Origin of the sequence: Streptomyces sp. YGL11-2 (assembly GCF_050054615.1) — a bacterium.
Classification (GTDB): domain Bacteria; phylum Actinomycetota; class Actinomycetes; order Streptomycetales; family Streptomycetaceae; genus Streptomyces.
Genome location: NZ_JBNHIN010000062.1, coordinates 8,573 through 21,314, shown reverse-complemented (window position 1 = coordinate 21,314; position 12,742 = coordinate 8,573). Strand labels below are relative to the sequence as shown.

General features: G+C 75.7%; 9 protein-coding genes. 5 read left to right on the top strand and 4 right to left on the bottom strand.

What is annotated here, in order from left to right; all coding sequences use genetic code 11:
• Window positions 1–166: 166 nt before the first annotated feature.
• On the top strand, window positions 167–637 hold the full coding sequence (locus ACO1BR_RS38090; protein ID WP_426799695.1) for a Dps family protein: 471 nt from the start codon (window positions 167–169) through the stop codon (window positions 635–637).
• 410 nt (window positions 638–1,047) lie between these two features.
• On the opposite strand, the gene ACO1BR_RS38085 is transcribed toward ACO1BR_RS38090, so the two are convergent.
• The 3 genes from ACO1BR_RS38085 to ACO1BR_RS38075 form a co-directional block, all read right to left on the bottom strand.
• A complete protein-coding gene (locus tag ACO1BR_RS38085) occupies window positions 1,048–1,824 on the bottom strand; it encodes an SDR family NAD(P)-dependent oxidoreductase (protein WP_426799694.1) in 777 nt (258 codons plus the stop codon).
• 32 nt (window positions 1,825–1,856) lie between these two features.
• Window positions 1,857–2,690 (bottom strand): Fpg/Nei family DNA glycosylase, encoded by an 834-nt coding sequence (locus ACO1BR_RS38080; RefSeq protein WP_426799693.1) that lies wholly within the window; start codon window positions 2,688–2,690, stop codon window positions 1,857–1,859.
• Between the two features lie 66 nt (window positions 2,691–2,756).
• Entirely contained in the window at window positions 2,757–7,502 is a 4,746-nt protein-coding gene (locus tag ACO1BR_RS38075; protein WP_426799692.1) for an ATP-dependent helicase, read from the bottom strand.
• Between the two features lie 188 nt (window positions 7,503–7,690).
• On the opposite strand from ACO1BR_RS38075, the gene ACO1BR_RS38070 reads away from it, so the two are divergent.
• The 3 genes from ACO1BR_RS38070 (at window position 7,691) to ACO1BR_RS38060 (ending at window position 9,904) form a co-directional block, all read left to right on the top strand.
• On the top strand, window positions 7,691–8,620 hold the full coding sequence (locus ACO1BR_RS38070) for an AraC family transcriptional regulator (RefSeq protein ID WP_426799691.1): 930 nt from the start codon (window positions 7,691–7,693) through the stop codon (window positions 8,618–8,620).
• A 181-nt stretch (window positions 8,621–8,801) separates the two neighbouring features.
• Window positions 8,802–9,599, top strand: a complete 798-nt coding sequence (locus ACO1BR_RS38065; protein WP_426799690.1) for an AzlC family ABC transporter permease — start codon at window positions 8,802–8,804, stop codon at window positions 9,597–9,599.
• Window positions 9,596–9,904, top strand: a complete 309-nt coding sequence (locus ACO1BR_RS38060) for an AzlD domain-containing protein (RefSeq protein WP_426799689.1) — start codon at window positions 9,596–9,598, stop codon at window positions 9,902–9,904. Before ACO1BR_RS38065 ends, ACO1BR_RS38060 begins: the two co-directional genes overlap by 4 nt.
• Window positions 9,905–9,929: 25 nt before the next feature.
• On the opposite strand, the gene ACO1BR_RS38055 is transcribed toward ACO1BR_RS38060, so the two are convergent.
• Window positions 9,930–10,853, bottom strand: coding sequence for a hypothetical protein (locus ACO1BR_RS38055; protein ID WP_426799688.1), 924 nt, complete (start codon window positions 10,851–10,853; stop codon window positions 9,930–9,932).
• Between the two features lie 408 nt (window positions 10,854–11,261).
• Here ACO1BR_RS38055 and ACO1BR_RS38050 point away from each other — a divergent pair, with 408 nt between their 5' ends.
• Entirely contained in the window at window positions 11,262–12,677 is a 1,416-nt protein-coding gene (locus tag ACO1BR_RS38050) for a hypothetical protein (RefSeq protein ID WP_426799687.1), read from the top strand.
• Window positions 12,678–12,742: the final 65 nt, after the last annotated feature.

The window sequence follows — 12,742 nt, the reverse complement described above, 5'->3', positions numbered from 1 at the left end:
CGCTGCCCGCCTTGGCTCCGTGCTGTCCGGGCGGGCAGCGGCCGGGTGCCCGGGCGGACCCGCTGGGCTGCTCGGAGCAGCGGGTTGGCCCGTACGATGGGCTAAATCGGTTTTTTCGGAACATTCGCCTGAATATCCTTGAATGCGCCTGAAAAGGAGTAGCCGGATGTCTGTCGTCACGAGCACCCTCTCCGTTGAAGCCCGTACCGTCGTCGGGAACGCCCTCCAGGGAGCCCTGGTCGACCTGGTGGACCTCGGCCTCGTCGCCAAGCAGGTGCACTGGAACGTCGTCGGGCCGCGGTTCCGCCCCGTCCACCTCCAGCTCGACGAGGTCGTCGACACCGCGCGGGAGCACGCGGACACGGTGGCCGAGCGGGCCTCGGCGATCGGGGTGCCCCCGGACGGCCGGTCGGCCACGGTCGCCAAGACCAGCGGCATCCAGGAGGTCGGGGACGGCTGGATCAAGGACGGTGACGCGGTCCGGACGCTGGTGGACGCGCTCGGCGCGGTCATCGGGCGGATGCGGGAGCGGATCACCGCCACCGCCGAGCCCGACCCCGTCAGCCAGGACATTCTCATCGGGCTGACCGCCGACCTGGAGAAGCACCATTGGATGTTCCAGGCCGAGGCCCACTGACCTTGTCCGCCGTGGGTCGTGTCGTGCGCCCTGGGGCTTGCGGCATGGTGTGCGCGCCGGGCGTGCGACGGTGCGCTCTGCCGCCGGGCCGTGGGCCCGTCTAACGTCGGCCCCCGAGGAGGCAGGCATGGCGTGGCGCGACTTCATGGCGCGCGGACCGGACGGGCGGATGCCGGCCCGCAGTCCGGGGCCGCGGTTCGCGCCGGGCCGCCGGATACCCGCGGCCCTCGTCGGGGGGCTGTGGTGGTGGGCGGCGGTCCGGATGGCGCTGTGGCCGCACTCGGCCGGGCCGGTGGAGGGCGCCGTGGTCATGGGCGGCTGGGGGCTGAGTCTGCTGCCGGTGCACTGCGTGCCGTGGGCGGGGCGGCGCGAGCGGGCGAAGCGGGGCCCGGGGATGCACAGGGGGTCGATCACCAGGGCATGGCGACGCCGCCGTTGGGGCGGAGGATCTGGCCGGTCGTGAAGGACGAGGCGTCCGAAGCCAGGTGGAGCACGGCATGGGCGATCTCGTCGGGCTCGCCGACCCTGCCCAGCGGGGACATCCGGGCCATGGGAGCCTCGGCCCGCTCCTGGTCCTCGGCGGTGTGGCGCTCGGTCATCGGCGTACGGATCCAGCCCGGGGCGACGGCGTTGACGCGGATCCCGTGCCGGCCGACCTCGGTGGCCAGGGTCCTGGTGAGCTGGACGACGGCGGCCTTGGCGGCGCTGTAGCAGAGGAGGCCGGGGGCGCCGGTGTCGATCGCGCCGGAGGACATGGTGATGATGCTGCCCGGCGTGCCGGTGGCGATCATGGCGCGGGCCGCTTCCCGGCAGCTGTGCAGGACGCCCTTGAAGTTGGTGTTCCAGACCCGGTCCAGATCCGCTTCGTCGGTGTCCAGGACGGGGGCGGAGTGCATGATTCCGGCGATGGCGGCCAGCACGTCCAGGCGGCCGGAGGCGCGGCGGGCGGCGTCGACGACGGCGGTGATCTCCGCGCGCCGGGTGACGTCGACGCGGTGGGCCTGCGCGCGGCCGCCGGACGCGGTGATGGCCGCCGCGGTGTCCCGCACTCCCCGCTCGTCGAGGTCCGCGCAGTGGACGGTGGCGCCGGCCTCGGCGAGGAGGACGGCACAGGCGCGGCCGATGCCCCCGGCGGCGCCGGTGACGATCGCGGTGCGGCCCGTGAGGTCGTATGCGGCGAGGGGCATGGGGTGAGGGTAGGGACGTACCTGACGATGCGTCAATTGGTGTGCGGGGGCGGGCTGTCGGGCCGGTCGTCGGCTTCCGGTGGGAGCGGCTGGCAGGTGGGGCACCAGTACGTGACGCGCTCCTCGGGGGTGCGGCCCTGTTCGGCGGTGCGGACCGGCGTACCGCAGCGCAGGCAGGGGCGGCCGGCGCGGCCGTAGACCCACAGGCGGCGGTCGGGGCGCGGGCTCGCGGTGGTGACCCGGGCCGGGCGCTGCTTGTTGGCTTCCAGGAGCTTCTTGGCGAGCGCCGGGGCGCGCTCGGGGTCGGCGAGGTCGCCGACCGGGAGCCAGGGCGAGGCGCGGAGCAGGAAGCAGAGTTCGGACTTGTAGACGTTGCCGATGCCGGCGAGGGTGCGCTGGTCCAGCAGCGCCTCACCGAGGGGGCGGCCCGGCGCCGCGAGCAGCCGGCGCAGGGCTTCGGCGGGGTCCCAGTCGGGGCCGAGGAGGTCGGGGCCCAGATGGCCGGTGACCCGGGACTCGTCGGCGGTGCGCAGCAGGTCGAGGACGGGGAGGCGGTAGCCGACGGCGGTGTGCGCGGCGGTGCCGAGGACGGCCCGGATCTGGTGGGCGGGGCCGCCGCGCCAGCGTTCGTCGGGGGCGTAGATCTTCCAGGCGCCGTCCATCCGCAGATGGGAGTGCAGGGTGAGGCCGCCCTCGAAGCGGGTGAGCAGATGCTTGCCGCGGGGCACCACCTCCAGTACCTCGCGGCCGGTCAGATCCACCGTCGCGAGCCGGGGGACGCGCAGGTCGCAGCGGGTCAGCCGGCTGCCGGCCAGGGCCTCCTGGAGGCGCCGGGCCAGCCGCCAGACGGTGTCACCTTCGGGCATGGGGCCATCATGCACGCTGCGGCGGATGGCCGGCGGCCCGCGCCCGGTCCGCCGGCCCGCCGAGGGTCAGCCGCGCAGCCGCAGGCCGCGTGGGGTCGGATGGAAGCCGGCGGCCTCCAATATCGGGGCGAACGGGGAGGTCAGGGCGGCGGTGCCGTTGATCCGCTCGGTGGTGATCGTGCCGAGCGCGCCGGCCCGGGCCGCGTCGGTGAGGGCGGCGACGGCGGGCTGGATGCGAGGGTCGGTGGCGGCGTCGGCCGGGTCGCCGAGCGGCCAGAGGAGCAGGGTCTTGCCGCCGCGCTCCATATAGAGCGCCAGCTCCCCGTCGACCAGCGCGACCAGGGAACCCGCCTTGCGGCCCGGCTTGTGGGTCGAGCCCTCGGGCGGATCGGGCCAGGGCAGCGCGGCGCCGTACGCGTTGGCGGGGTCGGCGGCGGCCAGGACGAGGGCGCGCGGCGGGCCGTCGCGGCGGTCGGGCGCCGGTGCGCCGTCCGGGAGCACGGCGTCGGCGGTGCGCTCCCGCCGGCTGCTGACCGCGCGCAGCCGGTCCACCGCACCGTCCATCGCGAACTGGGCGGCGCCCAGCCCCTCGACGACATAGCCGCGGCGGGCCTGCCCGGACTCCTCGAAGGCGGACAGTACGCGGTAGGCGGCGGAGAAGCCGCCCGCGACGCCCTCGGCGGCGACCGCGCCGCGGGTGACGATGCCGTGCCGGTCCAGGAGCGTACGGGCCAGGGCGTGGGCCCGGTGGGTGGGGTCGGGCTCGGGGGCGGGCAGCAGCGACCACCGGCCGCCGACCGTGGGCGGGCCGGAGCGGGAGGCGGTGGGCCGGCCGGCCGCCGCGGTCAGCGAGCCGTACCGGGCCCGGGGGACGGCGCGGCGGGCGCGATGGGCGGTGGAGCCCGCCGTGCGGCCGGAGCCGAGGAGGGCGCGGAGCGGGGCGAGGGTGTCGTTGGTGAGCCTCCCCGACCAGGCCAGATCCCAGATGGCGTCGGCGAGTTGGGGATCCGTGGCGTCGGGGTGGGTGGTGGCGCGGACCTGGTCGGCGATCTGCCGGAAGAACAGGCCGTAACCGGGGGCGAGGGCGGCCAGCACGGAGTCGTGCAACGCGGTCAGCTCCAGGGGGAGCGGCGGCTGGAGCAACAGGGGCGCGGAGTCGGCGAGATGGAGACAGAGCCAGCCGTCCTTGCCGGGGAGGGCGCCGGCGCCGGCCCACAACACCTCGCCGGTGGCGGTGAGTTCGTCCAGCAGGGAAGGAGAGTATCCGCCGACGCGGGACGGCAGCACCAGCTTCTCCAGGGCGGAGGCGGGCACCGGCGCGCCCTGGAGCTGCTCGACGGCGCGCACCAGGCCGTCGATGCCGCGCAGGCCGTACGCACCGACGGGCGCGGCGGCGGGCGCACCGGTGGCCGGCGCCGGGCGCGGCGGGCCGACCTGCTGCCACTGGGGGAGGAAGGCGGCGAGCGCGGCCGGCGGCACCGGCTCCAACTCCTCGCGCAGCGCGGCCAGCGAGCGGCGGCGCAGCCGGCGCAGCACCTGGGCGTCGCACCACTCCTGGCCGATGCCGGCGGGGTGGAACTCGCCCTGGACGACCCGGCCGGCGGCGGCGAGGCGGTGCAGCGCGCCGTCCGTGACGGCCGGGCCGAGGCCGAAGCGGGCGGCGGCCTGCTCGGACGTGAACGGGCCGTGGGTGCGGGCGTAACGGGACAGCAGATCGCCCAACGGGTCCTTGACCGGCTCGGTGAAGGACTCCGGGACGCCGACCGGCAGCGCCGTGCCCAGCGCGTCCCGCAGCCGCCCGGCGTCCTCGACGGCGGCCCAGTGGTCGGCGCCGGCGATCCGCACCCGGATGGCGCGGCGGGCGGCGGCCAGCTCCCGCGGCCAGGCCGGATCCGCGCCGCGCTCGGTCAGCTCCCCGTCGGTCAGCGGCCCCAGCAGCCGCAGCAGGTCGGCGACGCCCTCGGTGTCCTTGGCGCGCCGGTCCTCCGTACGCCACTGCAGCTCGCGCTCCAGCTCGGCCAGCACCTCCGCGTCCAGCAGCTCGCGCAGCTCGGCCTGGCCCAGCAGCTCGGCCAGCAGCCGGGAATCCAGCGAGAGCGCGGCGGCGCGGCGCTCGGCCAGGGGGGAGTCGCCCTCGTACAGGAACTGGGCGACATAGCCGAACAGCAGCGAGCGGGCGAACGGGGACGGCTCGGGGGTGGTCACCTCGACCAGGCGGACCCGGCGGGCCTCGATGTCGCCCATCAGCTCCGCCAGGCCCGGCACGTCGAAGACGTCCTGGAGGCATTCGCGGACCGCCTCCAGCACGATGGGGAAGGACCCGAACTCGCTTGCCACCTGGAGGAGCTGGGCGGCGCGCTGGCGCTGCTGCCACAGCGGCGTGCGCTTGCCGGGGCTGCGGCGGGGCAGCAGCAGGGCGCGTGCCGCGCACTCCCGGAAGCGGGAGGCGAACAGCGCGGAGCCGCCGACCTGGTCCGTGACGAGCTGGTCGACCTCGCCACGGTCGAAGACGACATCGGCGGCCCCCACGGGGGACCGCTCCGGGTCGTACTCCGGGCGGTCGGCCGAACCGCCGAAGCCGGTGTCGCCGTCGAGGAGGTCCAGGCCCATCAGATCGGCGTCCGGCAGCCGCAGCACGATGCCGTCGTCGGCGTGCATCACCTGGGCGTCCATGCCGTGGCGCTCGGCGAGCCGGGCGCCGAGGGCCAGCGCCCACGGGGCGTGCACCTGCGCGCCGAAGGGAGAGTGGACGACGATCCGCCAGTCGCCCAGCTCGTCGCGGAAGCGCTCGACGACGATCGTGCGGTCGTCCGGGACATGGCCGCAGGACTGCCGCTGCTCGGTGAGATAGCCCAGGACGTTGGAGACGGCCCAGTCGTCGAGCCCGGCGGCGGCCAGCCGGGCGCCGGCGTCCTCCGGGGACAGCGAGCCGATCTCCCGGAGGAAGGCGCCCAGTGCGCGGCCCAGTTCGAGCGGACGGCCGAGCTGGTCGCCCTTCCAGAAGGGCAGCCGGCCGGGGACTCCGGGGGCGGGGGTGACCAGGACCCGGTCGCGGGTGATGTCCTCGATGCGCCAGGACGTCGTGCCGAGCGTGAAGACGTCGCCGACGCGGGATTCGTAGACCATCTCCTCGTCGAGCTCGCCCACCCGTCGCCCGCCACCGCCCTTGCCGGAGTCGCCCGCCAGGAAGACGCCGAACAGGCCGCGGTCCGGGATCGTGCCGCCGGACGTCACGGCCAGGCGCTGGGCGCCGGGGCGGCCGGTGACCGTCTGCGCGACGCGGTCCCAGACGACGCGCGGGCGCAGCTCGGCGAAGGCGTCGGAGGGATAGCGGCCGGCGAGCATGTCCAGGACGGCGGTGAACGCGGACTCGGGGAGCGACGCGAACGGGGCCGCCCGGCGGACCACGGTCAGCAGCTCCCCGACATCCCAGGTGTCCATCGCGGCCATCGCCACCAGCTGCTGGGCCAGCACGTCCAGCGGATTGGCGGGCACCCGCAGCGCCTCGATGGCGCCCGTGCGCATCCGCTCCGTCACCACCGCCGCCTGCACCAGATCGCCCCGGTACTTGGGGAAGACGATGCCCGTCGACACCGCGCCGACCTGGTGGCCGGCCCGGCCGACCCGCTGGAGACCGGAGGCGACCGACGGCGGCGACTCCACCTGGACGACCAGATCGACCGCGCCCATGTCGATGCCCAGCTCCAGACTGGAGGTGGCGACCACGGCCGGCAGCCGGCCGGCCTTCAAGTCCTCCTCCACCTGGGCGCGTTGCTCCTTGGAGACGGAACCGTGGTGGGCGCGGGCCAGCAGGGGCGGCGCGCCCTTGGCGGCACCGGACTCGGCCATCAGCTCCGCGGGGGAGTGGTGCTCGGGCAGCGCTGCTCCGACCGTGCGCTCGTACGCGATCTCGTTGAGGCGGTTGCACAGCCGCTCGGCCAGGCGGCGGGAGTTGGCGAAGACGATGGTGGAACGGTGCGCCTGGACGAGGTCGGCGATCCGCTCCTCCACCTGGGGCCAGATGGACGGCTTCTCGCCCGTGTCGCCCTCCTGGACGGGGGAGCCGCCCAGCTCTCCCATGTCCTCCACCGGGACGACCACCGACAGGTCGAACCGCTTCGCGGACGGCGGCTGGACGATCTCCACCCGGCGCCGCGGGGAGAGATAGCGGGCCACCTCCTGCACCGGGCGGACCGTCGCCGACAGCCCGATCCGGCGGGCCGGGCGGGCGAGCAGCTCGTCCAGCCGCTCCAGGGAGAGCGCCAGATGCGCACCGCGCTTCGTGCCGGCGACGGCGTGCACCTCGTCCAGGATGACCGTCTCGACGCCGGCCAGCGCCTCCCGGGCCGAGGACGTCAGCATCAGGAACAGCGACTCGGGGGTCGTGATGAGGATGTCCGGCGGGCGACTCGCCAGTGAGCGCCGCTCGGCGGGCGGGGTGTCCCCGGAGCGGATGCCCACCCGGATGTCCGGCTCCGGCAGCCCGAGGCGGACCGACTCCTGGCGGATCCCGGTCAGCGGGCTGCGCAGATTGCGCTCCACGTCGACGGCGAGCGCCTTGAGGGGAGAGACGTACAGCACCCGGCAGCGCTTCCTGGGCTCGGCGGGCGGCGGGCTGCTCGCCAGCGCGTCCAGCGACGCGAGGAAGGCGGCGAGGGTCTTGCCGGAGCCCGTCGGCGCCACCACGAGGACGTCGGAGCCGGCGCCGATCGCCTGCCAGGCGCCCTCCTGCGCGGCGGTGGGCGCGCTGAAGGCCCCGGTGAACCATCCGCGGGTCGCCGGCGAGAACGAATCGAGCGCTGCCTCGGTCATGTCCCCCATCGTGCACCGGACCACTGACAATCCGGTCCGGCGCCCGCCGCGGACGGCCGCCCGGGCAGTGCCGCCGCACCCCGCCCGCGCCCGTCGCAGTCCATCCGCGCCCGTCGCCGCCCGTCGTCGCCCGTCCACGGTGCGGACGTCCCGGTCCGCGGCGGCCCGGCGGGCGCAGAATGGGGTGCATGGCCATGATCAACGGGGGCGGGGCCGGTGACAGGGCCGTCCCCCGCAGCGCGGCCGGGGCGCGGGCGGTGCCGCGGGCCCGTGGCGAATGGGCGCGCCACTGGCGCTACGCCGGACTGCCCGGCCTCGACCTGCTGCGCGCCCGCTACGTCGAGCACTCCTTCCCCCGCCATGCCCACGACGGCTTTGTGATCTGCGTGGTCACCTCCGGGATCGAGGAGGTCGGCCTCCAGGGCGGGACGGTCCGGGCCGGGCACGGCGGCATCGTGATGATCAATCCGGAGGTGCCGCACACCGCGCGGGCCGGCGCCCCCGAAGGCTGGACCTACGCCACGCTCTACCCGTCGGCGGACCTCGTCGCCGGCATCGCCCGGGAGACCACCGCCCTGCGCGGCACCGCGGGGTTCGTCCGCACCGTCGCCGACGAACCGCGCATCGGCCGCATGATCGCCGGGATACACCGGGCGGCCGAGGCCGGCAACGCACTTGCCGCCGACAGCCTGCTGCGGGTCGCCCTCGCCCACCTGCTGTGCCGCCACGGAGGCCCGCTGCCGCCCCTGGCCCCCCGTACGGCGGGCGCCCGCACCGCCGCCCGAGCCCGCGCCGTCCTGGAGGAGCGGATGGCCGACCCGCCCACCCTGGAACAGCTCGCCCGGGAACTCGACACCGGCCCGTTCGCGCTGCTGCGGGCCTTCAAGAGCGCCTACGGCATGCCGCCGCACACCTGGCTGACCGACGCCCGGGTCCGCCGCGCCCGCCGGCTCCTGGAGGAGGGCCGGGCGCCCGCCGAGACGGCGGTGGTGGTCGGCTTCACCGACCAGCCCCATCTGAACCGGCACTTCACCCGGATCGTCGGGGTCCCACCGGGCGCCTACCGCCGGGAGCGCGCGGCGGCGGACCGGCCGGACGGCGGCGGCACCTCCGCGTGACCACGCCCGCGGCCGCGGGCGTACGGACGCGGGAGCGCCGCGGCCGTGGGTGCAAGAACGTACAAGACCGCCCGGGGCGCGTCCTCTTAGGGTCCGGGACGTGGCAGACCAGGCAGAACACACAGCGCGGGCGGCAGGGCGGGAACCGGCGGCACCCGCGGGGACTGCGGGGGAATCCGGGGTGGCAGCGGCAGCAGGGGCGGCGTCGGCACCCGCCACGGGACCGGCCGCGCCGTCGTCCCGGCCGGCCGCGGACCGGCCCGACTCCGTCGTCGTCAGGGACGCGCTGGGGGTCGGTGTCGCCGTCGGCCTCTCCGGCTTCGCGTTCGGGGTGACCGCCGCCGGCGCCGGGCTCGACGTCTGGCAGACCTGCGCGCTGAGCCTGCTGGTCTTCACCGGGGCCTCGCAGTTCGCGCTGGTCGGCGCGCTCGCCGCGGGCGGCAACCCGCTCACCGCCGCCGCCGGGGCGTTCTTCCTCGGCGTCCGCAACGCCTTCTACGGGCTGCGGCTGTCCGCCCTCCTGGGCTACCGGGGCGCGGTCCGGCCGCTCGCCGCCCACTGGGTCATCGACGAGACCTCGGCCGTCGCCCTCGCCCAGCCCGACCGGCACCGCGCCCGGCTCGGCTTCACCATCACCGGACTGACCCTGTACGTCCTGTGGAACCTCACCACCCTCGGCGGCGCCCTGGGGGCCGAGGCGCTCGGAGACACCGCCGCCTGGGGCCTGGACGCGGCCGGCCCCGCGGTCTTCCTGGCGCTGCTCGCGCCGATGCTGAAGACCGCCGTCGAACGGGCCGCGGCCGGCCTCGCCGTCCTGCTGCTGATGGCGACGCTCCCGGTACTGCCCGCGGGCGTTCCGGTGCTGCTGTCGGCGCTGGCCGCGCCCGCCGTCCTCGCCGTCCAGGGGTGGCGCGGGCGCGCGGCCACCGGCCGGCACGACACCGCGCACCACCACACCACCGGGGAGGACCGGGCATGAACATCTGGATCGCGATCGGCGTCACCGCCGCCGGCTGCTACCTGGTCAAGCTCCTCGGCCTGTCGGCGCCCGCCGGCGTCCTGGAACGCCCGCTGGTGCGGCGGCTGGCCGCGCTGCTCCCGGTGGCGCTGCTGGCCGCCCTCACCGCCCAGCAGACCTTCGGCGACGGGCAGCACCTGGTGCTCGACGCCAGGGCCGCCGGGGTGGCCGCGGCGGCCGTCGCGCTCATCCTGCGGGCGCCGTTCCTGCTCGTCGTCGGCGTGGCGGTCGCGGTGACCGCCGGGGTGCGGGCGCTCGGCGGGTGACCGCACCCCGGTGCACCCCGGCGCCTCAGGCCGTCGGCCGCCCGTATGCCCGGAGGGTGTGCAGCGCCTCCAGCGTCACCATCGGACGGCCCTCCAGGGCCGTACCGGGCGCCCACATCCGCCAGTTGACGGGCCAGCCGCCGTCCTCCTCCTGGAGGGAGACGAGGTGGTCCAGTGCCACGTCCATCTCCTTGTCGGTGAACCAGCCGCGGGCCAGCGAGCCGGGAGAGGGGGCGAAGTGGTACGCGAAGTGGTGCTCCCCGGGGGCGTACCCCTCCGTCACCGGGACGTCCGCCGCCCGCTCCGGATCCAGCAGGACCAGTCCCTGCTCCCGGACGATCCGGCCCAGCCGCCGCGCCGCCGCCGCTGCCCGGGGCCGGTCCGGGGCGCCGTCCAGGAAGGCCACCGCCGCCTCGACCTCGTAGGGATGGGTCTCCTCCAGGGACTCCACGGCCGCCCAGCAGTAGTCGGTGGCCCGGAACAGCCAGGCGTGCCACACCTGGTTGCGGTGCAGCATCCCCACCACCGGGCCGGTCGCCAGCAGTGCGCTCGGCGGATCGTCCACCACCGGGATCCACGGCGCGGCCGGGTAGCCGCGCAACGAGGGATGCACCGCCGGCAGCGCTCCTTCCGCCGTCGAGATCCGGGTCAGATAGCGGCAGATCCGCTCCACCTGGCGGCCGTCGCAGCGCCCGATGCGGTCGAGGACCTTCAGCGCGTGCGCGGTGTGCAGCGGCTGGCTCACCGGGCCGCGCAGATCGGGCTCCAGGGCGTGGCCGTAGCCGTCGTCGTCGTTGCGGTAGGCGGCGAGCGCGGTCTCGACCGGGTCCGCGGCGCCGCCGAGGAAGTGGTACGCGAAGAGCCGCTGCTCCAGCACCCGGGCGGTCAGCCAGACGAAGCGCTCGGCGCGCGCCAGGAGGGTCGATGAGGGGCTTACATTTTCGGCCATGGCCTGACCGTAGGGCTGAATTCCTCCGCTGGCACGGGCCCGCGGCCCGCTGCCCTCCGAGGGCGGGATCCTCAGGGCATGCGGTTGACGGTGATCGGGCCGCTCCAGGGCGTCTCCAGGGGTGGGACGGGGATTGCGGGTTGCCGGCGCGCATGTTGCAATGCGGCGCGTGATGGGCCAACTCCCGCTCCGTAGACGCCTCTTCCTGGACCTCGCGCGGATCGCCTCCGCGGCGTGTCGTCCGGCGGGCAGCTGACCCCGCGTCATATCGCCCTTTTCCGCACGATTTCGGTTCTCCGTCGCCGCCTCGCACGCCGAGTGCCGGCGCGGCCCTCGTGCGCCGCGTGTGCGCCGTCCCGCCCGCGCTCCCGTTCGCGCGTTCCCGCTTCCGACTCCTGGAGCCGACCCATGCCCCCTCGCAGAACCCGCGCCCTCGCCCTCGCCGCCGCCCTGGCCGCCGTCCTCGGCACCGCGGCCGCGGCACAGGCCGCGCCGCCGCCCGCCAACCCCTATCTGGCCGCCGGCGGCGCGGGGGCCATGCACGGCGACAGCGCCTCGTCGGACACCACGCCCCGGGTCGGTCCGGGTACCGGCGGGGTCGCCACGCACCGCACGGCACTGCGGTCCGCCTGCCCGACCGTGGTGGCGGGCTCCGACGGCTATCCGGTGGCGGTCTGCACCGGCATGTTCGACCGGGCGCCGCACGTGCATCTGCTCGACCCCGCGACCGGCGCCTCGCTGACCGAGCTGACGCTCGCCAAGTCCAGCATCCTGGGCGGCATTTACAGCTACCTGGACGAACGGGACCGGCTGGTCGTCGCCGACGGCTCCGGCGATCTGCTGCGGATCGCCCACGTCCGCACGGCGAGCGGCGGTTGGCAGCTCAGGGTGGTCGAGCGGACGCCGTTGACCGGGGCCGTGGCCTCCGGGGACAGCGTCGTGGGGCTCGCGCCGGACTGGCGGGGCCGGGTGTGGTTCGCGACCGCGCACGGCGTCGTGGGCACGGTGGACACCGCGACGAAGGCGCTCCGCACCGCGAACCTCGGCGAGGGCGTGGCCAACTCCATCTCCACCGCGCCCGAGGGCACCGCGGTGGCCACCGACCATGCGCTGTACCTGCTGCGCGCGGGCGCGGACGGGACGCCGCGGATCACCTGGCGGCGGGCGTACGACCGCGGGCCGGCCCGCAAGCCGGGGCAGCTCAGCCACGGTACGGGCGCCACGCCGACGTTCTTCGGGCCGCGCACCGGCTCCGAATACCTGGCGATCACCGACAACGCCGCCCCGCAGGAGAACCTGATCGTGGTGTCCACGAAGGACGACCGCACGGTCTGCCGCATACCGGTGCTGGACCCCAACGGCAGCGGGACGGAGAACTCGCCCATCGGGGCGGGCAACAGCGTCTACGTGGCGAGCACCTACGGCTACCCCTACCCGGCGGTCCCGGACGGCGCCGGCCCCGCCGTACCCGCCACCGCCCCCTTCAACGGGGGGCTGACCCGCGTCGACGTCGACCGCGGCGGCAGCGGCTGCGCGGTCCGCTGGGACGCCCGGATCCGCTCGGCGGCGGTGCCCAAGCTGTCCGTGGCCGACGGGAAGATCTACACCGTGGAGCGCACCGGCCTCCTGGATCCGGCGAAGACCGGCATCCTGGACCGCTACGACTTCCTGGCGGTGGACGCGGAGACCGGCCGGGTGGCGAGCCGCCACCACCTGGGCACCGGCTTCCTCTTCGACACGCTCCAGATGGCGGGCAACGCCACGCCCGGCAGCGTCTGGTGGCAGGGCACCCTCAGCGGCGTCGTACGGATCGCGCCGAAGTGAGCCGCGGGTGAGCGGGCGGCCGGGCGCGGCCACCGGGAACGCGCCGGCGCCCGGCCGCCCGCCGA

Bases quoted from the DNA above. Each gene is read 5' to 3' on its own strand.
- ACO1BR_RS38090 (WP_426799695.1), top strand. From the start codon at position 167: ATGTCTGTCGTCACGAGCACCCTCTCCGTTGAAGCCCGTACCGTCGTC.
- ACO1BR_RS38085 (WP_426799694.1), bottom strand. From the start codon at position 1,824: ATGCCCCTCGCCGCATACGACCTCACGGGCCGCACCGCGATCGTCACC.
- ACO1BR_RS38080 (WP_426799693.1), bottom strand. From the start codon at position 2,690: ATGCCCGAAGGTGACACCGTCTGGCGGCTGGCCCGGCGCCTCCAGGAG.
- ACO1BR_RS38075 (WP_426799692.1), bottom strand. From the start codon at position 7,502: ATGACCGAGGCAGCGCTCGATTCGTTCTCGCCGGCGACCCGCGGATGG.
- ACO1BR_RS38070 (WP_426799691.1), top strand. From the start codon at position 7,691: ATGGCCATGATCAACGGGGGCGGGGCCGGTGACAGGGCCGTCCCCCGC.
- ACO1BR_RS38060 (WP_426799689.1), top strand. From the start codon at position 9,596: ATGAACATCTGGATCGCGATCGGCGTCACCGCCGCCGGCTGCTACCTG.
- ACO1BR_RS38055 (WP_426799688.1), bottom strand. From the start codon at position 10,853: ATGGCCGAAAATGTAAGCCCCTCATCGACCCTCCTGGCGCGCGCCGAG.
- ACO1BR_RS38050 (WP_426799687.1), top strand. From the start codon at position 11,262: ATGCCCCCTCGCAGAACCCGCGCCCTCGCCCTCGCCGCCGCCCTGGCC.